Here is a 23436-nt window from a genome sequence, read left to right on the forward strand (position 1 = left end):
TTCGCCGCTGAAAACGGCGAACCAGGTGTTCTCGTTGCCGCCTCAGTTGCGCAGCGATGGCTGGCGCACCGGCGCGCCATTGGCGACGTAATAGGCGGCGGTGCTACGAGGCAACGGTTGTCGCCCGCGAATTCGATCGGCGATCTTTTCGGCGATCATGATGGTGGTGGCGTTGAGGTTGCCGGTGATGATCTGCGGCATGATCGATGCGTCGACGACCCGCAAGCCCTCCACGCCATGCACCCGGCCCTGCCCATCGACCACGGCCATCTCATCCGTGCCCATCTTGCAGGAGCAGGACGGGTGATAGGCCGTTTCGCCATGTTCACGAACGAAGGCGTCCAGCTCCGCGTCGCTCTGTGCTTGCGCACCGGGGCTCAGCTCCTTGCCACGATACGGGTCGAGCGCCGGCTGGGCGATGATCTCGCGGGTCAGGCGGATGCTGTCGCGAAACTCCTGCCAGTCCTGCTCGTGGGACATGTAGTTGAACAGAATGCTCGGATCGACCCGTGGATCGATCGAACGGATCTGAACGCGCCCGCGGCTGGGTGAGCGCATCGAGCCGACGTGCGCCTGGAAGCTGTGACCGTCATGGGCATTGCTGCCGTTGTAGTTGACCGCGACCGGCAGGAAGTGGAACTGGATATTCGGCCACTCGAACTCATCGCGGCTGCGAATGAAGCCACCGGCCTCGAATTGATTGCTGGCACCGATTCCTGAGCCGAGGAATAGCCACTCGGCACCGATCGCCGGTTGATTCCACCATTTCAGTGCCGGGTAAAGGGAGACCGGCTGCTTGCACTCGTACTGTAGATACATCTCCAGGTGGTCCTGCAGATTCTGGCCGACTCCAGGCAGGTCCTGGACGATCCCGATGTTCAGGTCGCGCAGCAGCGCCGCCGGCCCGACTCCGGAGCGCTGCAGTATTTGCGGCGAGGCGATGGCGCCGCCACAGAGCAGCACCTCGCGGCGGGCGCGAACAATGGTCGGCTGTTCCCGCCCGCGCAGGTATTTCACACCAACCGCCCGCGTGTTCTCGAACAGCACCCGGTCGGTTACGGCATGGGTGACGATGGTCAGGTTCGGTCGCTCCTTGGCCTGGTCGAGATAGCCGCGCGCAGTACTGGCGCGACGGCCATTGGGCGTGACCGTGCGATCCATGGGGCCGAAGCCCTCTTGCTGATAGCCGTTCAGATCGTCGGTCTTCGGGTAGCCAGCCTGCACGCCGGCCTCGACCATGGCATGGAACAACACGTTGTTGCCGGGTTTGGGCGTGGTGACGCTGACGGGGCCGTCACCGCCGTGGTAATCGTTGGGGCCGATATCGCGGCTTTCGGCCTTGCGGAAGTATGGCAGGCAGTCGTGGTAGGTCCAATCCTCGAGCCCTGGCATACGAGCCCAGTTGTCGTAATCCAGCGCATTGCCGCGGATGTAGCACATGCCGTTGATCAGTGATGATCCACCCAGCCCCTTGCCACGGCCGCAATCCATACGACGGTTGTTCATGTGCGGTTCGGGATCGGTCCTGTATGCCCAGTTGTAACGGGTCCCCTGCAGCGGATAGGCCAGCGCGGCGGGCATCTGGGTGCGGAAGTCGAAACGGTAATCGGGGCCACCGGCCTCCAGCAGCAGCACGCCGACGTCAGCGTCCTCGGTCAGACGCGCCGCCAGTGCATTCCCGGCGGAGCCGGCGCCGATGATGATGTAGTCGTATTCCATGAATCCTCCTTCATACAGACCGGCGCGTTCGTGCGGCTCAGAACACCGAGGCGAAATCGCCCAGCTCCACTTGCACCGACTTCAGCCGGGTGTAATGCGCCAGGGAAGAAATGCCGTTCTCGCGGCCGATGCCGGATTGCTTGTAGCCGCCAACCGGCATCTGCGCGGCCGACTCGCCCCAGGTATTGATCCAGCAGATACCGGCTTCCATCTGGTGAATGATGCGGTGGGCGCGCGCCAGATCGCGCGTCACCACACCAGCAGCCAGGCCGTAGTCGCTGTCGTTGGCGCGACACACCGCCTCTTCTTCGTCGTCATAGGCCAGCAGGCTCAGCACCGGGCCGAAGATCTCTTCACGGGCGATAATCATGTCGTCGGTGCAGTCGCTGAAGATGGTCGGTTCTATGTAGGCGCCGCGGCCGAACTCACCGTGGGTCACCCGCTCGCCACCGCATAGCAGCCGGGCCCCCTGCGCCTTGCCCTTGGCGATGTAGCCCAGCACGCTCTGCATATGGCCGAAGCTGACCATGGGGCCGAAGGTGGTCTGCTCGTCCTGCGGATCGCCCATGCGGATCCGCTGGACCCGCTCCAGCAGCTTGGCTTCGAACTCGGCCAGCTGCTTACGCGGTACGAAGACCCGAGTGCCATTGGTGCAGACCTGGCCAGCGCTGAAGAAATTAGCCATTACGGCGATATCCGCCGCCCGGTCGAGGTCGGCATCGTCACAAACGATCAGCGGCGACTTACCGCCCAGTTCCATGGTCACGTCCTTGAGCGAGGAGCTGGCAGCGCTGGCCATGACCTTCTTGCCGGTCGCCACGCCGCCCGTGAAGGACACCTTGGCGATGCGCGGATGCTCGGTGAGCATGGCGCCGATTGCGGCACCGGCGCCGGTCAGCACGTTGAACACGCCGGCCGGCAGGCCCGCCTCGGTAAAGATTTCGGCCAGTTTGAGCGCGCTCAGCGAGGTCACCTCACTGGGTTTGAAGATCATCGCGTTACCGGCCGCCAACGCGGGCGCGGCCTTCCACAGGGCGATCTGGATCGGGTAGTTCCAGGCGCCGATCCCAGCCACCACGCCGAGGGGCTCGCGTCGGGTATAGACGAAGCTGGTTTCGCGCAGGGGAATCTGTTCGCCCTCGATGGCTGGCGCGAGACCGGCGTAATACTCGAGCACGTCGGCACCGGTAACGATATCGACGCTGCGGGTTTCCATCAGAGGCTTGCCGGTGTCCAGGGTCTCCAGCAGGGCCAGCTCGTCGTTGCGCTCGCGCAGCAGATCGACCGTCTTGCGCAGAATGCGCGAACGTTCCATGCCGGTCAGCGCCGCCCAGAGCTTCTGTCCTTTCTCGGCGCTGGTCACCGCACGTTCGAGATCGCTGCGGGTCGCCTGAGCGACTTCAGCGAGCACTTCGCCGTTGGCAGGGTTGATGCTCTCGAACACCTCGCCGCCGCTGGGATCGACATAGTTTCCGTCGATGTAGAGTCGTTGCCGTGGATAACAAGCCATATTCACCTCTCTCGAATCCGTTTGGGGCGACCGAGTCGCCCGTGTCGGCGAGCCACGGCGAACCTGCCGTTCGCCGCGCCGTGATCAGCTGGCGCCTGGGGCGGTGCCCGGTTCGGATGCGCTGTCGGCCAGCGTGCCTTTCTCGCGCTGCAGATGCAGAAACTGCATGTGATGCTCGTAGTGGTCGAGGATGTCCTCGATCAGTTGCCGTTTGGAGTAACCCATCAGGTCATAGCCGAGACTCCCCTGCCGCAGGTGCACCTCGAGACGGTAGTAGTGCGCCCGGCTACTCTGGGTCCGTACGGCGAACGACGGCATCGCGCTGCGTACCGGCCAGATCTGGTAGGTGAAGTCCAATTCACTGCCCAGGTTGACGTTGAGAATCAGATGCTCGTTGCCCCTCTCGCCCTCGATGATGTCCACCGGCACGCCCTTCTCACCCAGCGCCTGACGTATCTCCTCCATCGCCGGCTTGCCCACTTCCCTCAGATAGCGGCGGATCTGCGACTGGCTGGGAAAGCTCATCGCGCGCGAAAGGCGCTGGCTCCAGTTCAGGTTCGCATGCTCCAGCGTCGCCCGACCGGACAGCTGGCCGGAAAGGCTCTTCTGGTAACTGTCCGCCATCACACCTTCGACATGCAGGGCCTTGAACAATCCCACCATCATGAACAGAAGGACGATGGAGAACGGCAGCCCCATGATCACCACGGTCCCCTGCAACGCCGTCAGCCCACCGGCGATCAGCAGCGCCAGGGTCAACACACCGATGATGGCTGCCCACAGAACGCGCATCCATACCGGTGCGTCGCTGTTCACGTCCTTGAGAATCGAGGTGAAATTGGACAGCACCAGCGAACCCGAATCGCCCGAAGTGACGAAGAAGACGATCGCCAGAATGGTCGCTACCGCGGTGGTCAGGCCGGCCCAGGGCATGCTCTGGAGAAACAGATAGATCGACGAACCCGGATTGCTGACCGCCTGCGCGCCGAACTCGACAGCGCCATGCATGACCATGTCGATGGCGCTGTTCCCCATGATCGACATCCAGGCCATCATGAAAGCCAGCGGCAACAGCAAGGTGCCAACGACGAACTCGCGAATGGTCCGGCCACGCGAGATGCGCGCCAGAAACAGACCGACGAAGGGGCCCCACGCGATCCACCAGGCCCAGAAGAACACGGTCCAGGCATTCAGCCAGTCGGTGGGCTGATCGTAGGCGTAGGTATCGAACGACAAGCTGATGAAATTGGAAAAGTAGTCGCCAATGTTCATCACCAGCGCGTTGAGCAGAAAGGTCGTCTTGCCGGCGAACAGCACGAACAACAACAGCAGGACCGCCAGCAGCATATTGAACTCGGACAGTCGGCGGATCCCGCGCTCCACCCCCGTGGCGGCCGAGATCGCCGAGAACACCACGATCAGCACCACCAGCACCGCCTGGGTGAAGGTGCCCTCCGGTACGCCGAAAATGTAGTTCAGGCCGAAGTTCAGCTGAATGATGCCAATGCCGAGGCTGGTGGCGATGCCGAACACCGTTCCCAGCACCGCTGCTGTGTCCACGGTGTGTCCGATGGGGCCGTATATGCCTTTGCCAAAAATCGGATAGAGCGACGAGCGAATCGATAGCGGCAGGCCTTGGCGAAAGCTGAAATAGGCCAGGGACATGCCCACCAACGTATAGACGCCCCACCCGGACAGCCCCCAGTGAAGGAAGGTCAGCTCCAGCGCATGGCGCGCTGCCTGTACGGTGCTGCCCTCGCCCACCGGTGGTTCGAGGAACTGAGTGATGGGTTCGGCGATGCAAAAGAACAGCAGGTCTATGCCGATGCCCGCCGAGAACAGCATTGCCGCCCAGGTGATCACGTTGAACTCAGGCTTTGAATGATCGGGCCCTAGCCGGATCTTGCCATAACGGGTGGTGGCGATGACTACCACGAAGAGGAGATAGACCAGCACGGCAAGAAAATAGAACCAGCCGAAGGTGTTGGATATCCAGCCTAGAACGGCGTTTATGACTGAAAGGGATGACGTCTTGAAGAACATCGCCCAGATGGCGAACAGCACAATGGCGATTGCCGAGCTGTAGAAAACCACGGGATTGATGCGGTCGTGAGATGCGTTGGTGTTTCCGGGTGAGAGCTCAGCCTCGTTCATCAGTTCTGTCTCCTGAACTTGTTCTGGCTTTTATGACATCGCAACGCGATGAATGGCGTCAGGCTGGGCGCATAGTTGCAAGGGAACGTCATGATCGCCTGATAAAGACGCAATGCTGAGCGGGACGTCAGCGTCTGCGAGGCACAGGGGCGCCCCATGATGGATGGGAAGGACAGCGACACCTTAAAAATAGTCTATGTCCGAAAAACGGCTGACCATAGATCCCGCCACGCGCTGCAAACGCGCGCCGCTGGCGACACCGAGCGGCTATTCACAGACGTCCAAGGCTGAATACGGCCTCGATGGCCGGTGCACCGACACGGGAGCAGGTAAGATGGCGGCCCACGTTTTCACATCACAGCCTCGACATGCCCTATACCGTCACGCCCATCGGTGTCGTCCGTTCCTGTTTCAAGGAGAAATTCGCCATCCCGCGGCAGCCACAGCTGGCACCGGCGGCCCGAGGCATACTGGAACTGCATCCACCGTTCGATCAGGCGCACGCGCTGGAAGGGCTTGAGCAGGTCAGTCATGTCTGGCTGCTGTTTCTGTTCCACCAGGCGCTCGAGGCCGAGCCCCGTCTACGGGTCCGCCCGCCGCGCCTAGGCGGCAACCGCATGGTCGGTGTGTTTGCGACCCGCTCGACGCACCGCCCCAACGGCATCGGCCAGTCTGTGGTCAGGCTCGAGCGGATCGAACCCGGCCGCCTTCATCTGTCGGGGATCGACCTGCTCGATGGCACGCCAGTGCTGGATATCAAGCCTTACGTTCCTTACGCCGATGCCGTCGACGACGCGCACAATGGCCTGGCCAACGATGCCCCGGAACTCATCCCCGTGCGCTGGACGGAGACGAGCCTGGAACAAGCCCGTTGCGAAGCGCTTCGGCTCGGCGAACCCCTGCAGGCACTGATCGAACAGTGTCTGGCGCAAGATCCGCGACCGGCCTATCAAACGCCGACACCGGAGCGCCGCTACGGGACGCGGCTATGGGATGTCGAGGTGCGCTGGCATTACCCGGACCCGGCGTCCATCACGGTAGTGGAAGTGCTGCGGGTGTAACGCTAGGCGCCGCGAGGCTACTGGCGTGCCGGGGTCAGTAGCAACCGTTCGGTGCCGTAGACCTTGTCCAGATTCTCGGACTTGAACGGGAAGCTCATATAGCCGCCCTTCAACCAGGCGTCGATACCGTCGGCGTAGTGCGGGCTGGCCGGATTGCCGGATTGACCGGAGCTGTTGAGCCCGATCATCGGCTCGTCGCGCCCGAAATCGACGATGATGCGCATCGCCGGGATTAGCCAGGTATCGAAGTTATCGCCCCAGCGGTAGGCCGATACGTTCAAGGTGCTGTGGTCGCCGCCCGCCGCGTATGGCCCGCGGTCCAGATAGCCGCTGATCGCATTGATGCCGGTGCGCTGGCTGGACGGCAGGTAAGGTGCCAGCTGCGTGCTGCCGGTGCGCCAAGTATAGGTGTGCAGTTTTCCCCAACGCCAGGCATCGCGATCAGCCCCCTGCGCGGCTTCCATGCGGCTGAACGCGGCGGCGAGTGAACGCGCCAGGATTGCGGGTTTGTCTTCCCGGCGTGGCGTGTTCCGGTCATCCCAGAACGGACTGTCATCGCGGCCCAGCAGATGATCAGCCTGCGCGGAGTATGAGGCGTTTGCGGTTTCCACCAGCGCGTTCCATGGAGCACTGCTTTCCGGCCCCAGCTCGTCCAGAAACGTCTGTCGCGCCGATTCCATCAGAAAGCTTTCATAAAGGGCCGCATCGGCAGAGTCCGCGGCGAGCTTGCCATCGAAGCTCAGCAATCGCGAGAGCGCTACGCGCGCCCTGCCCCGCTCCGGTTCGGCGAGCGCATCGATGGCGGCTTTCAGCGGCTCCGCCATCCCTGGCGCCTGAAACATGGCCTGCAGCTTGGCGGCGAAGGTTGTTGTCTGATCGTACTGCATCGCCATCACGCTGCGGCTGTCCTGCTTGCCCTGCGCAAGCAGCTCGGCCACGCGCTCGGCACGCTCCGGGTAATACCAGGAGTTGGACAGCTGCATACCGTAGCCCTTGGGCACGGTGCGCTGATTGGCCGTCGCCAGCCAGCCTTGCGGCGGGTCCTGGTCATAGGGATGCAACATGGGATCGGCGAAGCCATCCCAGTCGTAACGCCCATCCCAACCCGGCGATGGCAACAATCCCAGGCCTTCGCGGCGATTCGGGTAGCGACCGGTCACTTGCCAGCCCGTGCTCTGCTCGTCGGCAAACACGATATTGAGCGCGGCCGCGCGGATCTCGCGGGTTGCTTCGAAAGCCTGATCCACCGACTGCGCGCGGGTCAGGTCAAAAAACGCATCCAGCGACTGGTCAGCCTCGAACTGCGTCGTTTTCAGCGCCAACCCGTAGCCACTGCTCAGTTGCAGCGGTTGCAACGGGTGCTTGCGCTCGCCGAGTACGCTGTTCAGCAGCGGGCCGTTGCGGGTTTCGTAGATCGTTTCACGGATCGGTCTCCCACCCTTGATGAAGAAGGTCTCGTGGCGCTCGCGCGCCGGGATCCATCGGCCATCGGCGAGGTACAGCAATCGCCCGCCTTCGCGGCGCACCTGTTCCAGAAACAGGTCTTGGGTATCGCCCATGACCATGGTCATGCCCCAGCCCAGCTTGCCGTTGAAGCCCGCGATCACCGCAGGCACGCCTGCGATCGTTACCCCGGCGGCCTGGAATTTCGGCGAGCGGATCTGCACGAAATTCCAGTACGAGGGCATCGACAGCGGCAAGTGTGTGTCGTTGGCCATCAGCGGCTTGCCGCTGCGGGTGTTGCTGCCGGATATCGCCCAGTTGTTGGAAGCGGCGACCCCCAACATGTTCAACGAAGCAACCCCGGAGGCCGCGCTGTCGAGCGCGGCGAGCCCTGGTATCTCGCCGCCTAGCTTCAACCCCTTCAGCTTGTCGGCTTCATCGAAGGGTAGCGGCTCGTCGGGATAGGTCGGTAGCAGCCAAGCGACCTTATCGCTGCCTACCTGCTGAGCCATGACCAACGACGCGATCTCTTCCTGCAGATTGACCGCCAGTCCGAAGTTCAACAGGCAGAAGATCAGCACCGAATCTTCAGGCTTCCAGTATTCCGGGGTGTAGTCGGCGGCAGCCAGATCCATTGGCAGCTTTTCGCGATGGCGGAACAGATAGGCATTGACGCCGCGAGCATAGACCTCGAAAAACCGCTTCATCCGCGGCGAGCTTTCTCGATACAGCACGGTAGCGCTTTGCCGAAGATTCACCGCCCGCATGAAACGGTCGATCTCCAGCACACCAGGCCCAGCCATCTCCGCCAAACGTCCCTCGGCCATGAGCCGCAAGTTAACCATCTGACTCAGACGGTCCGTCGCATGCACGTATCCGAGACCGAACAGCGCATCGTGGAATGTCGCCGTCTCGATCAAGGGCATGCCCAACGTATTGCGCCTGATGCTTACGCTCTTGTCCAAACCAGTGATGGCCTGGACGCCATGCGCGGGTGGCAGGCTATCGCTGTAGCGGCTGTCCAGATAAGACTGACAGCCAATGAGGCCGCCAGCTACCAATGCAACGCCCAAGGTCAGGCGAACCAGAACGAACGGCAGACGCAAAGACATCGACGGCTCCTTACAGACAGGGCACTACGGAACAGAAGGATAGATGGGTGTGGATGCGCGATGCCGTCGCGCTCAGGCAGCTTCGCGGTTCTTCGGCAACACTTCGTCGAGCAACCAGCGGGCGGACCGGCGAGCCTCAGCCTTGTGTTGTAATTCGAGCGCACTGAAGTTGGCTTCGTGGCGGCGCCGTTCGGCTTTGTCCAGCGCCTTCCAGGCAGCGTGTGTCGGCACCTTTTCAGTCGCCTCGAACAGCACTTGGAAAACCTGGCAGCGCGGATCCTGGCCAAGATTCGAGTCGTAATTATCCAATAGCACCTTGATCCGGATCGCGCCTTCGATCAGCGGTACCTGCTCGTCGAGCAGGCTGCCGGCAAGCACACGCAGATCCGCCGCAAGCGCGGCATGCTGCTGCGCTTGCATATCGGCCAGCTGCCGCTCTCTTCGCCAAACCCGGCGCCATAGATGCAAGGCGTATCCAGCCAATGCCGCGATCAGCAGCAGAGCGGCAACCAGCAACGTTATGGCGAGCGGCGTCATGAGCGGATCAGGCTCCGTGGCACTTCTTGAATTTCTTCTGGCTTCCGCACGGGCACGGGTCGTTGCGGCCGACATCCTTCAGCGGATTTCGAACCGGGTCGTGGCTATGGTTGCAATGCGGTCCATGGACATGGGGGGCATGGTCGTGATCGTGATCGTGGCTGCAATCGGGGCCGTGCACATGGGCGTCTTGGTTCATCGGTGTTGCTCACTCCGGGATAAAGTTGCCGGGGATTATCTCGCCATTGGTTGCAATGTGCACGCGTCGACCGAGCATCAGGCCCGTTTTCAGCTCGCCCTCCAGACGATAGGCAATCGGACGGTCCGGTTTTTCCAGCAATCGCACGATGTACTTCATATGCCGCCACAGGTTGGTATAGATCGGCACTTCGTAGTACTCGAAGCCATGCGCGGGGACGGTTGTCCAGCCACTGGACTCACCGCTCGCCAGCTCGATGTCGTTGAGGTGGACGGTGTAGACGAGGCCGCGCACAGGCAAACTCTGCTCATTGGGGTTGTCGATGCGGAAACGCAGCATGAACTGCTGCTCGAGGAGCCTCGCCTTGATGATCTCGACATCGGTGAGCTGGACACCTGGGTCTTGGAAATCACTGCTGAACCAGGTCGAACAACCGGCAAGGCCTGACAGCAAACCCAGCAAAACCACTGCTCTCGATATTCTTCTTATAGGTGCGTGGCAAAGCATTCCGGTACTCCAAAGGACGGCCAAGTGTAGCAAGCGGCAGATTGCCTGCAATGGGGTTGTTTGGCGAATTTATCGCGTCCCTGCTACGCCTTTGCGACCGCTCTCATTGCGGTACTGGAAGACCGCTAGCCCCCTTCCCATCGCTGCGGCCTTCCGGTGCTGCAAGCGCTGCGCACCTCGTGTCGGTACCTTTTTAGCCTGCCAGCGCGCGCGCCAGCACGGCACGGGTTTTGACGATTCCCTCCGCCAGCGCAGCCTCGATATCCGCCATGGTGATGATGCCTGACGTTTTTCCGGCGGCCGGATTGACTACCAAGGCCAGGCAGGCATACGGCAGCTCTAGCTCGCGGGCTAGAACCGCTTCGGGCATACCGGTCATTCCGACGATATCGCAGCCATCGCGCTCCATCCTGGCAATTTCGGCAACGGTCTCCAGCCTCGGCCCCTGAGTGCAGCCATAAACGCCATGGCTGCTGAACAAAAAGCCCTCGGCTGCCAGACCGGCGATCAGACGCTGGCGCAATGACTCATCGTAGGGGTAGCTAAAGTCGACATGGGTGACATGCTCGATGTCGCCTTCGAAGAAGGTGTGTTCGCGGCCATAGGTGTAATCGATCAGTTGATGCGGTACGCACAGGTGGCCTGCACCCATCGTCGAATGAATGCCACCAACCGCATTCACCGCAATGATCGCCTGTGCCCCGGCGCGTTTCAGGGCCCACAGATTGGCGCGATAGTTCACCTGATGCGGCGGGATACGGTGTGGATGGCCGTGGCGAGCCAGAAACAGCACCTCTCGCCCCGCATATGTGCCACGAAGAAGGTCGGCCGACGGTGAGCCGTAGGGTGTTTCCATGGGCACCGCTTCATCCAGGGTGAGCCCGGGCAGCTCCGTGAGGCCGGTGCCGCCGATAATGGCGTGGACAGTCATGATTGTTTCCTTGGTCAAGCGATCAGTTCCGCTGCTTTGAGCGTGGCGATGGACGCATGCCAACGCGGATCCTGCTTATATTCCAGCGAGCCCGCCGCGCGGCGGCGCATCGTCGCCAACGCCGGTGATGGCTGCACGCCGAGACGCTGCAGCGCCGATAGTGCCAACTCGGCCGCTCCCCTGTCGTTGCATACCAGGCCCATATCGCAGCCTGCCGTCAACGCCGCCTCGATCCGGCTCGCCGCATCGCCGGCGACATGGGCACCGGCCATCGACAGGTCATCGCTGAAGATCACCCCGCGAAAGGCCAGCTCCGTACGCAAGATGCTCTGCAGCCATCGCTGGGAGAAACCGGCCGGCTTGTCATCCACCTGCGGGTAGATCACGTGCGCGGGCATCACCGCATCGAGCTGGCTCGCCAGCCGCTGGAACGGGACCAGGTCATGCTCGCGAAGCGCTTGCAGCCCCCGTTCATCGACGGGGATCGCCACGTGGGAATCGGCCTCAGCCCATCCATGGCCCGGGAAGTGCTTGCCGGTTGCGGCCATTCCGGCGCGATGCATCCCCTGGATGAACGCCCCGGCGAGCTCGGTGGCTCGCTGTGGATCACCTTCGAACGCACGGGTACCCACCACGGCGCTGCGCTGGTGATCGAGATCGAGCACCGGCGCGAAACTGAAATCCAGTCCAACCGCCAGCACTTCCGTGGCCATTACCCAACCGCAGATGTCTGCTAGGACCTTCGCATCACCACGCGACGCGAATTCGCGCATCGCTGGCAGACGAATGAAGTCGCGCCGCAACCGCTGAACGCGCCCGCCCTCCTGATCGACGGCCAGCAAGATATCGGGCCGTACCGCTCGAATTGCCCGACAAAGCTCCTGCACCTGACGAGGATGTTCGATATTGCGGGCAAACAGAATCAGCCCGCCTACTTCCGGCTGACGCAGCAACTGGCGATCCTCTGCGGTCAGCCAGATGCCGGCGATGTCCAGCATCAATGAACCTTGCATGATAGTGAGCAGATCCTTAATTCAATGTTGCGCTCGACCAATCCGGACAGGCCGTTTCGCCTATCTGTACGGCACAGCCAACCGGCACCCGAGGGAAAAGATCGAGCAAGTCGGCATTACGCAGCCTGATACAGCCATGGGAAAGCGGTACGCCCATGGGCTCCGAATCAGGCGTGCCATGCAAATAGATATAACGACGGAAGGTGTCGACCGCACCCATACGGTTGAATCCGGGCTCGCACCCGCTGAGCCAGAGGATTCGGCTCAAGATCCAGTCGCGTCCAGGAAAGCGGTCGTGTAGTTGCTGATTCCAAACTTCCCCGGTCCAGCGGCGGCCACGCAGAACGGCCCCGCACGGCAATCCCTCGCCGATACGCGCGCGTACCCGGTGCAGGCCACGCGGCGTGCAGCCGGACCCGTTGCGCTCACCGGCACCGTTACGCGCTGTAGAGATGGGCAGCCGAACACACAGCCTGCCACTGGAAAACCCGTAGAGCAGCTGGTCGGCAATGGAAATATGAAGAAAATCGAGATCGGGCATAGACGGCAAGCTTAGCCGATCCCCCCTTGAGCATGCACGTTAACCCTTCGCGGGCATCGCCAACGCGTTACGCCGGGCGATCGGATGCGCCTGTACCAGGCTTGGATCCTCCACGCCCGAATCGGCCCGCATACCGGCCGCGAGAAACGGGACCATCATGCGCATGACCTGCTCGATGGAAGTTTTGGCGCCGAAATCGTTCTCGGCGATGGCTCGCAGCGCCTTGATTCCCGACATGCTGAACGCTGCGGCGCCGAGCATGAAATGCACGCGCCAAAACAGTTCGATCGGCGGAATCGAAGGTGCGGCCTCATGCACGCGCAACATATAACGACGAAACACCTTGCCGTACATATCTTCAAGATAACGACGCAGGTGGCCCTGGCTCTGACTGAAGGAGAGGCCCAACAGCCGCATGAAGATCGACAGGTCGTCACCGCTACGTGGCGTTACGGCGAGCGCCTGTTCAACCAGAATCTCCAGCAGTTCCTCGAGATTTTCCTTTCGGTCAGACTCGGCTTCACGTCTATCCAGTTCACGCTCGAGGCTTATGCAGAAGGGTCCGAGGAAACGCGAGAAGACCGCCTGGATAAGGGCCTTTTTCGAACCGAAGTGATAGTTCACCGCCGCCAGATTCACCCCGGCCTTGCTGGTGATCAGGCGCAACGAAGTCTCGGCGAAGCCTTTCTCAGCGAACAGTTGTTCCGCTGCATCAAGAATACGCTCCACTGTTTCAGACTGCGCCATGCCCCCTCCCCTGACAAACAATCGTTTGAAACTTACGTTTCAAGCTGTTCCAAGTCAACCAAGAAAGCGCCTGAACACTCTTTTGGCCGCCAAAGCTTGCACCAAGCCGGCCCAGCCCTCAACCAAACAAAGATTGCCAAGCATCAAGCACTGTATATAATCCCAGTCACTGTATAAAAGAACAGAGACCGCTCATGATCAAGCTGACCCCACGCCAGTCGGAAATTCTCGCCTTCATCAAGCGCTGCCTGGAAGACAACGGCTATCCGCCGACACGTGCGGAGATCGCTCAGGAGCTGGGTTTCAAATCACCCAATGCCGCTGAAGAACATCTCAAGGCTTTGTCTCGCAAAGGCGCTATCGAAATGACGCCGGGCGCTTCGCGCGGAATACGTATTCCCGGCTTCGAACCAACTACTGAAGAGAGCGGGTTACCCGTCATTGGCCGGGTTGCCGCCGGTGCACCAATTCTTGCGCAACAACACGTTGAAGAATCCTGTCAGATCAATCCTTCATTTTTCCATCCCAAGGCCGATTACCTACTGCGTGTACACGGAATGAGCATGAAGGATATCGGCATATTCGATGGCGACCTGCTTGCGGTTCATACCACACGGGAAGCACGCAACGGTCAGGTCGTCGTGGCTCGGATCGATGATGAAGTCACGGTGAAGCGCTTCAAGCGCGAGGGTGACAAGGTCTGGTTATTAGCCGAAAACCCGGAATTCGCGCCCATCGAAGTGGATCTCGAACAGCAGGAACTGGTTATTGAAGGTTTAAGCGTCGGCGTGATTCGCCGCTAAAGGAGAGGCTCATGCAGTACCACCCTCAACTCAGCACAAGCAAACCACCACAACTGACCTTGTTCGAGGGGCTGATCGCACATCGTCTGACGCCATTCGAAGATGTCGCTACCGCGCCCAAGGACCCTGCCGATGATTGTCTGAGCGAAATGACTCTGAGCGGAAGCGGCGATCACTGTCGCCTGTTGCTTTCCCCGATCCTGCGCGAACTCAGCGGGGCAGCCGATATACGATGGCTGACACTGATCGCACCTCCTGCGTCGCTTTCGCAAAGCTGGCTTCGAGAAACCGGTCTTAATCGCGATCGCATCTTGCTGCTGCAGGCCCGCGAAACCCAGGGTTCTCTTGAGTTGGCGTGCAAGGCGCTCTCGTCCGGCTGCAGCCATACGGTCATTACCTGGTTCCCGCGCCTCGACAAGGCCAGCCGACTGAAACTACGCGTAGCGGCCACTCAGGGCAACGCGCAAAGCCTGAACATTCGCTTGGGTCATTGACACCCGAATCGTCGAGCACACGGACGTGCCGAAATCTGCCTAGCCGCAAAGGCTACCAGGCAATCCAATCCTTAATGCAGGACGCGCGGCCCCTCTTCGTCGTCTCGTTCGAGCTCTCCTTCCGATACTCGCCCCGCCATCTGCACGCCGACGTTGAACATCGCCTTGGCAATTTCGACATGCTGACCTTGCAGAAAAACCTTGGCATCGTCAGAGAAGTCCAACGTAACCAGTACGCCTTCGTCTTCAGCGCGACGCAGCACAATGCTCCCGTCGGGTAGCTCGACGATTTCCAGAAAAGACGTTGGCATGAATCTGCTCCCCGTGAAACGGCGCATTGTAACAGCCGACCGACCTGTAGACAGCACTGGTCGTTCTCCGTTTGGACATACGCCGCATAGCGTCAGGCTGGTATTCGGCGAAGAAGGTGCGTCATTACGCAACGGCACAGTAGGATAATGCCTTACCAAGCCATGCCAGCGGTCAGGGCATCCCACTGGCTCCAAGGAATTCAGGATGACCTTCAGAACCCTTCTGCTGACAGCACTGGCCATGCTCGCCTTTGCCGGCAACTCGTTACTTTGCCGCGCGGCACTACGCGACAGCCAGATCGATCCAGCCAGTTTTACCGCGCTGCGCCTGTTTGCCGGAGCGCTGGTGCTGTGGCTGTTGCTGTGGCTGCGCAAAGGCCCGTCGAGGGTGGCCGGCAATTGGTACGGCGCCCTGGCGCTCTTCACTTATGCCGCTGCGTTTTCCTATGCCTATCTGCACCTCGATGCCGGTGCCGGCGCGCTGCTGCTGTTCGGCGCGGTTCAGCTGAGCATGATCGTCTGGGGGCTGCTCAAAGGAGAGCGACTGCATCGTTTGCAAACGGTCGGGATAGTGTTGGCTGCGGGCGGACTGGTCGCGCTTCTGCTTCCTGGTACGAGCACACCGTCGTTGTCAGCTTCGCTGTTGATGGCCCTGGCAGGGGTCGCCTGGGGGGCGTACTCGCTGTTGGGAAAAGGAACGCCTGATCCACTGGCGGCCACCGCCGGAAACTTTATTCGCAGCCTTCCGATCATGGCCGTACTGGGCCTGCTGGCGCTCAATGGGCTCGAGTGGAACAGCGCCGGGGTAGTCTATGCGCTGTTATCCGGCGGGCTTACGTCGGGTATCGGCTACGCCATCTGGTATGCCGCCCTGCCGGGCCTGGCGGCCATCCAGGCGGCCAGTGTGCAACTGAGCGTGCCGCTTCTCACCGCTTTGGCGGGAAGCCTGCTTCTGGGGGAATCCCTAACGGGCAGATTGGTGGCTGCGGGCCTTGCCATTCTGGGTGGGATCGCCCTCGTATTGCGATTCAAGCACCGAGCGTGAGGTGACACCTGAGACACGAGGATCGCTCGCCTGCCCGCTTACCATTCGGTAAGCGATTCGCGAAAACGCAAGGCCAGGTCCTTCAGACTGCGTCGCCAGGACTCCACCTCTTCACGCGTCAGCGCTGGAATTTCTTCGCCTACGCTGACGGCCTCGATCAACGGCATGGTCGGGTCGGTCTTGGGCTTGGCCGGCGCGCGTGGCGGCGCGAACAACGCCGCATGGGCGTTCAACAACTGCGCAAGCCAAGTCCCGGAGTGGTCAGCCAGCTCGATCAGTTCAGCCAGTTCGGGGCTCGGCGAAGAATCCTGCGAGGGACGTGACAGCAGCAATTCCGCACGCGGCGCACTGGCATCTGGCAAACGATAGTAGCCTGCAACCTCGTGACAAAGGCCAAGCACCGCGCCGTACAGATGGAACAGGCTGGCCTCTCGCTCCGCCTGGATCAGCCCCGGAGCGTTCATCGCGCCTTTTTCTTCGGCCCGTCGCCAACTCTCGAGGGCGAGGCCGGCAAAGTAGATTTTTTGATTGGTACGGGTATACAGCTCGTGAGCCATGGCGACGGCCTCCCAACAGTTGAAACGCTGCACGTTGAGACCGGGTACCCGGCTCAACGTGGCGCTGTCGCTTATTTACCGGTGCTCTTGTCTTCTACCTTCCACTTGTTGCCATCGTAGAATGCCTTCCAGCCAGTCGGTTTACCGTTGACTTCGGTCTGCACGTATTGCTCCTTGGTCTTTCGGCTGAAGCGGATCACGGCTGGACGGCCTTCGGGGTCCTTCTGCGGTGCACTCAATAGGAAGTGATACTTTGGATCGATCTCATCTTTGTGCGGAATCAGCTCCACCACCAGCGGGGCACGAGTCTCCCGATTCTTTGGGAACTGACTGGCGGCGAGGAACAACCCGGACGCACCGTCACGCAGAACGTAGGTATCGTCGACTTTTTCGCACCTGAGTTCTGGCATCTTCACCGCGTCCATCTTTGGCGGCGCCGCCTCGCCGCTTCTCAGCAGCTTGCGCGTGTTCTTGCACTCAGCGTTGGTACAGCCGAAGAACTTGCCAAAACGGCCTGTCTTGAGTTGCATTTCGCTGCCGCACTTGTCGCACTCCAGGCTCGGTCCCTCGTAGCCCTTGATGCGGTACTGACCTTCCTCGATCTCATAGCCGCTGCAATCCGGGTTGTTGCCGCAGATGTGCAGTTTATGGGTCTCATCGAGGAGATAGGCGTCCATGGCCGTAGTGCAGATCGGGCAGCGATGCTTGCCAAGTAGCACACGGGACTCTGACTCGCCCTCATCGTCGGCGGCGATTTCATCGCCAGGGATCAGGTTGACGGTGGACTTGCAACGCTCTTTCGGCGGCAGGCTGTAGCCGGAGCAGCCGAGGAACACGCCGGTGGAGGCGGTGCGAATCATCATCGGCCGGCCGCAGACCTTGCATGGAATATCGGTCAGAGTCGGCAGATTGGCGCGCATGCCATTGTCGCTGGCTTCGGCCACATCGAGCTTCTTGCGGAAATCACCGTAGAACTCGTCAAGCACATGCTTCCACTCGCGCTCACCCTGAGCGACGTCGTCGAGGTTTTCCTCCATACCGGCGGTGAAGCCATAGTCCATCAAATTATTGAAACTCTCCGAAAGGCGTTCGGTGACGATGTCGCCCATCTTCTCCGAGTAGAACCGCCGATTGTGCAGCGAGACGTAGCCACGGTCCTGGATGGTCGAAATGATGGCGGCGTAGGTGGACGGCCGACCGATACCGCGCTTTTCCATTTCCTTGACCAAGCTGGCTTCGGAGTAGCGTGCCGGCGGCTTGGTGAAGTGCTGGCTCGGATCGAGCTTGATCAGCTTCATCCCGTCGCCCTTGTTCATTTCGGGCAGCACGTCATCCTCACCGCTCTTGCTCTGCTGCGGCATGACCTTGGTGTAGCCGTCAAACTTGAGAATCCGGCCCTTGGCGCGCAACTCGAAGTTGCCCGCAGTGACGGTCACGCTGGTAGACAGGTACTGCGCAGGTGGCATCTGGCACGCCACGAACTGACGCCAGATAAGGTCGTAGAGGCGCTCGGCATCGCGCTCCATGCCCGATAACTGGGCCGGGCGCAGATTGACGTCGGACGGGCGGATCGCCTCGTGGGCTTCCTGCGCACCTTCCTTGCTGGAGTAGAAATTCGGTTTCTCCGGCAGGTATTTGTTGCCGAATTCATCCTCGATGAAGCTGCGCACCATGCTCAGGGCATCCGCCGAGAGGTTGGTCGAGTCGGTACGCATGTAGGTGATGTATCCCGCCTCGTAGAGCCGCTGGGCCATCATCATGGTTTTCTTCACGCCAAAGCCAAGGCGATTGCTCGCCGCCTGCTGCAACGTGGAAGTGATGAATGGCGCCGAGGGTTTGCTGCTGGTCGGTTTGTCTTCACGTTTGGCGACGCTGTAGCTGGCGTCCTTGAGCTGTTCCAGCGCGGCCATGGCATGGCTTTCGTTCAGCGGCTTGAACGCCTCGCCGTTCTCGCGAGCGACCTCGAACCGCACCTTCGCCTGCTCGGCGGTCGCCAGGTCGGCATGCACTTCCCAATACTCTTCCGGAACGAAGGCGCGGATCTCGCGCTCGCGCTCGACCACCAGCTTTACCGCAACCGACTGCACACGGCCAGCGGAGAGCCCGCGGGCGATCTTCTGCCACAGCAGCGGCGAGACCATGTAGCCCACGACACGATCGAGGAAGCGTCGAGCCTGTTGCGCGTTGACCCGGTTGATATCCAGGTCGCCCGGTTTCGAAAACGCCTCCTGGATCGCCTTCTTAGTGATCTCGTTGAAAACTACCCGCTTGTAGCGACTGTCGTCGCCACCGATGGATTCACGCAGGTGCCAGGCAATGGCCTCCCCCTCTCTATCCAAGTCGGTCGCGAGATAGATGGTGTCGGCTTCCTTGGCCAGCCGGCGCAGTTCCTCGATGACCTTTTCCTTGCCTGGCAGGATTTCGTACTTGGCCTTCCAGCCGTGCTCGGGGTCGATCCCCATGCGGGCGAACAGCTGACGCTTGGCTTTCTCCTTCGGCGACAGCGCAGGGGCTTCGGCAGTCGCCGCCTTGCCGCGCTTGACGGGCTCCTTGTTGGCAGAGCCGCTGGTGGGAAGGTCGCGGATGTGGCCGATACTCGACTTCACCACGTACTGGTTGCCCAAATACTTGTTGATTGTCTTGGCCTTGGCCGGTGATTCCACGATGACCAGCGATTTACCCATGGAGAGGAGAGTTCCTGAATCGAAAGATGAACTGAGAAATAATGAACCGGCAGTAGCCGAACGCTGCAAATGACGCTCAGTCTGCCAGAGAGAAGCGAAGCAGTCCTTTTACGGGACTGCAAAGAGCATTCAATTGCTCCGGAAAACTTTCATGTTCACGCAGCAAGCGGCTTGCTCGGCGCAGGCTTTATCGGCCAAAAACTGAGTGAAATCGCTTTCACGCGGTCCGAAAGCACCGCTATATATAGTGGCGACAGAGTCGAGGTCAAGCGCAAGGGTTAAGCCCGCCCACCGAGATAGCATTCAAAAACGGCTGGGTTCGGCCTCGATCAAGGCGAAACGGGGAAGCGTTTCGCCGTCGACCTCCACCGTTTCGGTAAACATCGAGAGCGGACGCACCCAAAGGCCGAAATCCCCATATAACGCCTGATAGAACACCACCGACTCTTCTGTTTCGGAATGGCGGGCAACTGCGTATACCCGATATTCGGGGCCTTTGTAGTGACGATAACGGCCTGGCGTGACCTGCATCTCGGCTGCCTCTGAAAAAATGCGTACCCATCAAAATGAAAACCGGGGCACGTGGCCCCGGTTTCCGTGTCACCGAACAGCTTAGACGCGTTCGAACACCGTGGTGATACCTTGGCCCAGACCGATGCACATCGTGGACACGCCCAGGGTACCGCCCTTCTGCTTCATCACGTTCAACAGGGTGCCGGAAATACGCGCTCCGGAGCAACCGAACGGATGCCCCAGTGCGATGGCGCCGCCATGCAGGTTGACCTTCTGCTCCATCTTGTCGAGCAGCTTCAGATCCTTCAGCACAGGCAGTGCCTGGGCAGCGAAGGCTTCGTTGAGCTCGACGTAATCGATGTCGTCCATGGTCAGACCGGCACGCTTGAGCGCCTTTTGAGTCGCAGGCACCGGACCGTAGCCCATGATCGCCGGATCGACACCGGCCAGGGCCATGGAGCGAATTACAGCCATCGGCTGGACGCCCAGGTCCTGCGCACGCTGCGCCGACATCACGATCATGCAGGAAGCGCCGTCGGTGATCTGCGAGGAAGTACCCGCCGTCACGGTGCCGCCTTTGGGGTTGAACGCCGGCTTGAGTGCCGCCAGGCTCTCGAGGGTCGTTTCCGGACGAATGGTTTCATCGTAGTCGAAGACCTTGAGGAAACCGTTTTCGTCGTAACCTTCCATCGGGATGATCTCGTCCTTGAACATCCCTTCAACCGTGGCCTTGTGCGCCAGACGATGCGAGCGCTCGCCGAAGGCGTCCTGCTGCTCGCGGGTGATGCCATGCATCTTGCCCAGCATTTCGGCGGTCAGGCCCATCATGCCGGACGCCTTGGCGGCATACAGCGACAGCTGCGGGTTCGGATCGACGCCATGCATCATGCCGACGTGGCCCATGTGCTCGACACCACCGACGACGAAGACATCACCGTTACCGGTCATGATCGCCTGAGCGGCGGTGTGCAGCGCGCTCATCGACGAGCCGCACAGGCGACTGACGGTCTGCGCGGCGCTGGTGTGCGGAATGCGGGTCAGCAGCGACGCCATGCGGGCAATGTTCCAGCCCTGCTCCAGGGTCTGGTTGACGCACCCCCAGATCACATCTTCCACTTCGGCCGGATCGATTTTCGGGTTGCGTGCCAACAAGCCATCGATCAGGTGCGCGGACATGGTCTCGGCGCGGGTGTTGCGGTGCATGCCGCCCTTGGAACGACCCATCGGGGTACGGCCGAAGTCGACAATGACGACGTCTCTCGGATTAAGGCTCATTCTATTCTTTCCTCAATTAACCGTAGAAGCTCTGGCCGCTGGCAGCCATCTCACGCAGCTTCGCAGTCGGGTGATACAGCGGGCCCAGGTCGGCGTACTTGTCGGCCAATGCCACGAACTCGGCGACACCGATCGAATCGATGTAGCGCAACGCGCCACCACGGAAGGGTGGGAAGCCGATGCCGTAGATCAGGCCCATATCGGCCTCGGCTGCAGTTTCGACGATCTTGTCTTCCAGGCAGCGGACGGTTTCCAGGCACAACGGGATCATCATGTAATTGATGATGTCCTCGTCGGACAGCTCGCGGGTCTCGCTGACGACAGGCTTGAGCAGTTCGTAAGCCTGGGGATCGACCACCTTCTTCGGCTTGCCCTTCTTATCCATCTCGTAGGCATAGAAGCCCTTGCCGTTCTTCTGGCCGAGGCGGTTGGCTTCGTACATGACGTCAACGGCGGTCCTGGTGTCGTCCTTCATGCGATCCGGGAAACCCTCAGCCATAACATCACGGCCGTGGTGGCCGGTGTCCATGCCGACGACGTCCATCAGATAGGCGGGCCCCATGGGCCAACCGAACTTCTCCATCACCTTGTCGGCACGAACGAAGTCGACACCATGGGCGATGGCGCGGGCAAAGCCGCCGAAGTAAGGGAACAGCACGCGGTTGACCAGGAAGCCCGGGCAATCGTTGACCACGACCGGGCTCTTGCCCATTTTCTTGGCGTAGGCGACGGTGGTGGCGATGGCGGTTTCGCTGGTCTTCTCACCACGAATCACTTCCACCAGCGGCATCATGTGTACCGGGTTGAAGAAGTGCATGCCGCAGAAGTTTTCCGGACGCTTGAGCGCCTGGGCCAGGTAGCTGATGGAAATCGTAGAGGTGTTGGAAGCGATGATCGCGTCTTCGCGAACGTGCCCTTCCACCTCGGCCAGCACGGCGTGTTTGACCTTCGGGTTCTCGACCACGGCTTCAACGACGATATCGACGTTGTCGAAATCACCGTAGGACATGGTCGGGCGGATCGCGTTGAGCGCCTGAGCCATCTTGTCAGCGGTCAGACGGCCTTTTTCGACACGCTTGCCGAGCAGCTTGGAGGCCTCGTCCAGGCCCATCTGGATACCTTCCTCGCGGATATCCTTCATCAGGATCGGCGTACCCTTGACGGCCGATTGATAGGCGATACCACCCCCCATAATGCCAGCACCCAATACGGCGGCCAGCTTCACGTCACGGGCCTGCTTGTCGTAGGCCTTGGCTTTCTTCTTCAGTTCTTGATCGCTCAGGAACAGGCCGACAAGGCTCTGCGCGACCGAGGTCTTGGCCAGTTTGACGAAGCCAGCAGCCTCGACCTCGATGGCCTTGTCGCGACCAAAGTTGGCAGCCTTCTGAATGGTCTTGATCGCTTCGACCGGCGCCGGGTAATTCGGACCAGCCTGACCGGCAACGAAACCCTTGGAGGTTTCGAAGGCCATCATCTGCTCGATGGCGTTGAGCTTGAGCTTGTCCAGCTTCGGCTGGCGCTTGGCCTTGTAATCCAGCTCGCCGGAGATAGCGCGTTTGACCAGATCCAAGGCGGCAGCTTGCAGCTGCTCCGGAGCGACGACCGCATCCACGGCGCGAACCTTGAGCGCGTCTTCGGCGCGGTTTTCCTTACCGGATGCAATCCACTCGACGGCGTTATCCACACCGATCAGGCGCGGCAGACGAACGGTGCCACCAAACCCCGGGTAGATACCCAGCTTGACTTCCGGCAGGCCAACCTTGGCGACGGTCGACATGACGCGATAGTCAGCGGCCATGCACATCTCGAAGCCACCGCCGAGGGCGATCCCATTGATGGCTGCGACGGTCGGGACGCCGAGGTCTTCGAAATCGCTGAAGATCTTGTTCGCTTCCAGGTTGCCGGCTACCAGCTCTTCGTCGGACAGCTTGAAGTTGTCGACGAACTCGGTGATGTCGGCGCCGACGATGAACACGTCCTTGCCGCTGGTAACGATGACGCCCTTGACCGAAGCGTCGGCCTTGATGGCGTCGACGGCCTGGCGCAGGTCGTTGAGGGTGAGGCGATTGAACTTATTGACGGACTCACCCTTGAGGTCGAAATTCAATTCGACGATGCCGCTCTCAAGAGCCTTAACCGTGATGGCTTTACCTTCGTAAATCATCAACTGATCTCCACGGTATGGAAGCTGAACGTTACGCGTCGCACGTCATCGGCCCGAAGACCGTCACCGGATACTGATATAGCGACATCCGGTGAAACGACACCCACCGACACGAT

21 protein-coding genes are annotated in these 23436 nt (G+C 60.8%); 4 read left to right on the forward strand and 17 right to left on the reverse strand.

The genetic code is table 11. From position 1 onward, the window contains the following. Positions 1 to 42: 42 nt before the first annotated feature. The 3 genes from betA to betT all read right to left on the reverse strand — a co-directional run bounded on the left by betA (position 43) and on the right by betT (position 5383). On the reverse strand, positions 43 to 1719 hold the full coding sequence (gene betA, locus UF78_RS12510; RefSeq protein WP_045162536.1) for a choline dehydrogenase: 1677 nt from the start codon (positions 1717 to 1719) through the stop codon (positions 43 to 45). Positions 1720 to 1756: 37 nt separating this feature from the next. Next, entirely contained in the window at positions 1757 to 3229 is a 1473-nt protein-coding gene (gene betB, locus UF78_RS12515) for a betaine-aldehyde dehydrogenase (RefSeq protein WP_045162537.1), read from the reverse strand. An 84-nt stretch (positions 3230 to 3313) separates the two neighbouring features. Further along, entirely contained in the window at positions 3314 to 5383 is a 2070-nt protein-coding gene (gene betT, locus UF78_RS12520; protein ID WP_045162538.1) for a choline BCCT transporter BetT, read from the reverse strand. A gap of 368 nt (positions 5384 to 5751) precedes the next feature. Between betT and tsaA the strand changes: the two genes are divergently transcribed. Then, positions 5752 to 6444: a tRNA (N6-threonylcarbamoyladenosine(37)-N6)-methyltransferase TrmO gene (gene tsaA / locus UF78_RS12525; protein ID WP_045162539.1), complete on the forward strand. Its 693-nt coding sequence runs from the start codon at positions 5752 to 5754 to the stop codon at positions 6442 to 6444. Positions 6445 to 6461: 17 nt separating this feature from the next. Here the strand turns inward: tsaA and UF78_RS12530 are convergent, their stop codons facing one another. The 8 genes from UF78_RS12530 to UF78_RS12560 all read right to left on the reverse strand — a co-directional run bounded on the left by UF78_RS12530 (position 6462) and on the right by UF78_RS12560 (position 13474). Then, positions 6462 to 8999 carry a penicillin acylase family protein gene (locus UF78_RS12530; protein WP_045162540.1) on the reverse strand — a complete coding sequence of 846 codons (2538 nt, stop codon included), beginning with the start codon at positions 8997 to 8999 and terminating at the stop codon, positions 6462 to 6464. A gap of 72 nt (positions 9000 to 9071) precedes the next feature. Beyond that, entirely contained in the window at positions 9072 to 9536 is a 465-nt protein-coding gene (locus UF78_RS12535) for a DUF2489 domain-containing protein (protein ID WP_045162541.1), read from the reverse strand. 7 nt (positions 9537 to 9543) lie between these two features. Next, positions 9544 to 9735: an SEC-C metal-binding domain-containing protein gene (locus UF78_RS22630; RefSeq protein ID WP_080890614.1), complete on the reverse strand. Its 192-nt coding sequence runs from the start codon at positions 9733 to 9735 to the stop codon at positions 9544 to 9546. A gap of 9 nt (positions 9736 to 9744) precedes the next feature. Beyond that, complete coding sequence (locus tag UF78_RS12540) at positions 9745 to 10242, reverse strand: LEA type 2 family protein (protein WP_045162542.1); 498 nt, start codon at positions 10240 to 10242, stop codon at positions 9745 to 9747. A gap of 193 nt (positions 10243 to 10435) precedes the next feature. Beyond that, the gene (locus UF78_RS12545) at positions 10436 to 11173 is read right to left on the reverse strand and encodes an S-methyl-5'-thioinosine phosphorylase (protein ID WP_045162543.1); all 738 of its coding nucleotides are present in this window, start codon (positions 11171 to 11173) and stop codon (positions 10436 to 10438) included. A 14-nt stretch (positions 11174 to 11187) separates the two neighbouring features. Further along, positions 11188 to 12186, reverse strand: a complete 999-nt coding sequence (gene nagZ / locus UF78_RS12550) for a beta-N-acetylhexosaminidase (RefSeq protein ID WP_045162544.1) — start codon at positions 12184 to 12186, stop codon at positions 11188 to 11190. Positions 12187 to 12202: 16 nt separating this feature from the next. Next, on the reverse strand, positions 12203 to 12727 hold the full coding sequence (locus tag UF78_RS12555) for a L,D-transpeptidase (protein WP_045162545.1): 525 nt from the start codon (positions 12725 to 12727) through the stop codon (positions 12203 to 12205). 39 nt (positions 12728 to 12766) lie between these two features. Continuing rightward, on the reverse strand, positions 12767 to 13474 hold the full coding sequence (locus UF78_RS12560; protein WP_045162546.1) for a TetR/AcrR family transcriptional regulator: 708 nt from the start codon (positions 13472 to 13474) through the stop codon (positions 12767 to 12769). Between the two features lie 194 nt (positions 13475 to 13668). Between UF78_RS12560 and lexA the strand changes: the two genes are divergently transcribed. Next, on the forward strand, positions 13669 to 14277 hold the full coding sequence (lexA, locus tag UF78_RS12565; protein ID WP_045162547.1) for a transcriptional repressor LexA: 609 nt from the start codon (positions 13669 to 13671) through the stop codon (positions 14275 to 14277). Between the two features lie 11 nt (positions 14278 to 14288). Further along, positions 14289 to 14771: an SOS-induced cell division inhibitor SulA gene (gene sulA, locus UF78_RS12570; RefSeq protein WP_045162548.1), complete on the forward strand. Its 483-nt coding sequence runs from the start codon at positions 14289 to 14291 to the stop codon at positions 14769 to 14771. Between the two features lie 71 nt (positions 14772 to 14842). Here the strand turns inward: sulA and UF78_RS12575 are convergent, their stop codons facing one another. After that, positions 14843 to 15082: a hypothetical protein gene (locus UF78_RS12575; protein WP_045162549.1), complete on the reverse strand. Its 240-nt coding sequence runs from the start codon at positions 15080 to 15082 to the stop codon at positions 14843 to 14845. A gap of 205 nt (positions 15083 to 15287) precedes the next feature. On the opposite strand from UF78_RS12575, the gene UF78_RS12580 reads away from it, so the two are divergent. Next, the gene (locus UF78_RS12580; RefSeq protein ID WP_045162550.1) at positions 15288 to 16127 is read left to right on the forward strand and encodes a DMT family transporter; all 840 of its coding nucleotides are present in this window, start codon (positions 15288 to 15290) and stop codon (positions 16125 to 16127) included. 38 nt (positions 16128 to 16165) lie between these two features. On the opposite strand, the gene UF78_RS12585 is transcribed toward UF78_RS12580, so the two are convergent. From UF78_RS12585 to fadB, 5 genes are all read right to left on the reverse strand, one after another. Continuing rightward, positions 16166 to 16684, reverse strand: coding sequence for a DUF6586 family protein (locus UF78_RS12585; protein ID WP_045162578.1), 519 nt, complete (start codon positions 16682 to 16684; stop codon positions 16166 to 16168). 71 nt (positions 16685 to 16755) lie between these two features. Continuing rightward, positions 16756 to 19368 carry a type I DNA topoisomerase gene (gene topA / locus UF78_RS12590; protein WP_045162551.1) on the reverse strand — a complete coding sequence of 871 codons (2613 nt, stop codon included), beginning with the start codon at positions 19366 to 19368 and terminating at the stop codon, positions 16756 to 16758. 303 nt (positions 19369 to 19671) lie between these two features. Continuing rightward, on the reverse strand, positions 19672 to 19899 hold the full coding sequence (locus UF78_RS12595) for a DUF1653 domain-containing protein (protein ID WP_045162552.1): 228 nt from the start codon (positions 19897 to 19899) through the stop codon (positions 19672 to 19674). An 81-nt stretch (positions 19900 to 19980) separates the two neighbouring features. Next, positions 19981 to 21156: an acetyl-CoA C-acyltransferase FadA gene (fadA, locus tag UF78_RS12600; RefSeq protein WP_045162553.1), complete on the reverse strand. Its 1176-nt coding sequence runs from the start codon at positions 21154 to 21156 to the stop codon at positions 19981 to 19983. A gap of 16 nt (positions 21157 to 21172) precedes the next feature. Next, entirely contained in the window at positions 21173 to 23320 is a 2148-nt protein-coding gene (gene fadB / locus UF78_RS12605; protein WP_045162554.1) for a fatty acid oxidation complex subunit alpha FadB, read from the reverse strand. Positions 23321 to 23436: the final 116 nt, after the last annotated feature.

It is taken from the genome of Stutzerimonas stutzeri (genome assembly GCF_000952685.1).
Taxonomy (GTDB): domain Bacteria; phylum Pseudomonadota; class Gammaproteobacteria; order Pseudomonadales; family Pseudomonadaceae; genus Stutzerimonas; species Stutzerimonas stutzeri_E.

What these genes read in the sequence shown, in the direction of transcription:
- topA (WP_045162551.1), bottom strand. Translation starts at nt 19,368, where the DNA reads ATGGGTAAATCGCTGGTCATCGTGGAATCACCGGCCAAGGCCAAGACA.
- lexA (WP_045162547.1), top strand. Translation starts at nt 13,669, where the DNA reads ATGATCAAGCTGACCCCACGCCAGTCGGAAATTCTCGCCTTCATCAAG.
- UF78_RS12575 (WP_045162549.1), bottom strand. Translation starts at nt 15,082, where the DNA reads ATGCCAACGTCTTTTCTGGAAATCGTCGAGCTACCCGACGGGAGCATT.
- UF78_RS22630 (WP_080890614.1), bottom strand. Translation starts at nt 9,735, where the DNA reads ATGAACCAAGACGCCCATGTGCACGGCCCCGATTGCAGCCACGATCAC.
- UF78_RS12580 (WP_045162550.1), top strand. Translation starts at nt 15,288, where the DNA reads ATGACCTTCAGAACCCTTCTGCTGACAGCACTGGCCATGCTCGCCTTT.
- UF78_RS12535 (WP_045162541.1), bottom strand. Translation starts at nt 9,536, where the DNA reads ATGACGCCGCTCGCCATAACGTTGCTGGTTGCCGCTCTGCTGCTGATC.
- betA (WP_045162536.1), bottom strand. Translation starts at nt 1,719, where the DNA reads ATGGAATACGACTACATCATCATCGGCGCCGGCTCCGCCGGGAATGCA.
- UF78_RS12545 (WP_045162543.1), bottom strand. Translation starts at nt 11,173, where the DNA reads ATGACTGTCCACGCCATTATCGGCGGCACCGGCCTCACGGAGCTGCCC.
- nagZ (WP_045162544.1), bottom strand. Translation starts at nt 12,186, where the DNA reads ATGCAAGGTTCATTGATGCTGGACATCGCCGGCATCTGGCTGACCGCA.
- tsaA (WP_045162539.1), top strand. Translation starts at nt 5,752, where the DNA reads ATGCCCTATACCGTCACGCCCATCGGTGTCGTCCGTTCCTGTTTCAAG.
- UF78_RS12540 (WP_045162542.1), bottom strand. Translation starts at nt 10,242, where the DNA reads ATGCTTTGCCACGCACCTATAAGAAGAATATCGAGAGCAGTGGTTTTG.
- sulA (WP_045162548.1), top strand. Translation starts at nt 14,289, where the DNA reads ATGCAGTACCACCCTCAACTCAGCACAAGCAAACCACCACAACTGACC.
- fadB (WP_045162554.1), bottom strand. Translation starts at nt 23,320, where the DNA reads ATGATTTACGAAGGTAAAGCCATCACGGTTAAGGCTCTTGAGAGCGGC.
- UF78_RS12555 (WP_045162545.1), bottom strand. Translation starts at nt 12,727, where the DNA reads ATGCCCGATCTCGATTTTCTTCATATTTCCATTGCCGACCAGCTGCTC.
- UF78_RS12595 (WP_045162552.1), bottom strand. Translation starts at nt 19,899, where the DNA reads ATGCAGGTCACGCCAGGCCGTTATCGTCACTACAAAGGCCCCGAATAT.
- fadA (WP_045162553.1), bottom strand. Translation starts at nt 21,156, where the DNA reads ATGAGCCTTAATCCGAGAGACGTCGTCATTGTCGACTTCGGCCGTACC.
- UF78_RS12530 (WP_045162540.1), bottom strand. Translation starts at nt 8,999, where the DNA reads ATGTCTTTGCGTCTGCCGTTCGTTCTGGTTCGCCTGACCTTGGGCGTT.
- UF78_RS12585 (WP_045162578.1), bottom strand. Translation starts at nt 16,684, where the DNA reads ATGGCTCACGAGCTGTATACCCGTACCAATCAAAAAATCTACTTTGCC.
- UF78_RS12560 (WP_045162546.1), bottom strand. Translation starts at nt 13,474, where the DNA reads ATGGCGCAGTCTGAAACAGTGGAGCGTATTCTTGATGCAGCGGAACAA.
- betT (WP_045162538.1), bottom strand. Translation starts at nt 5,383, where the DNA reads ATGAACGAGGCTGAGCTCTCACCCGGAAACACCAACGCATCTCACGAC.
- betB (WP_045162537.1), bottom strand. Translation starts at nt 3,229, where the DNA reads ATGGCTTGTTATCCACGGCAACGACTCTACATCGACGGAAACTATGTC.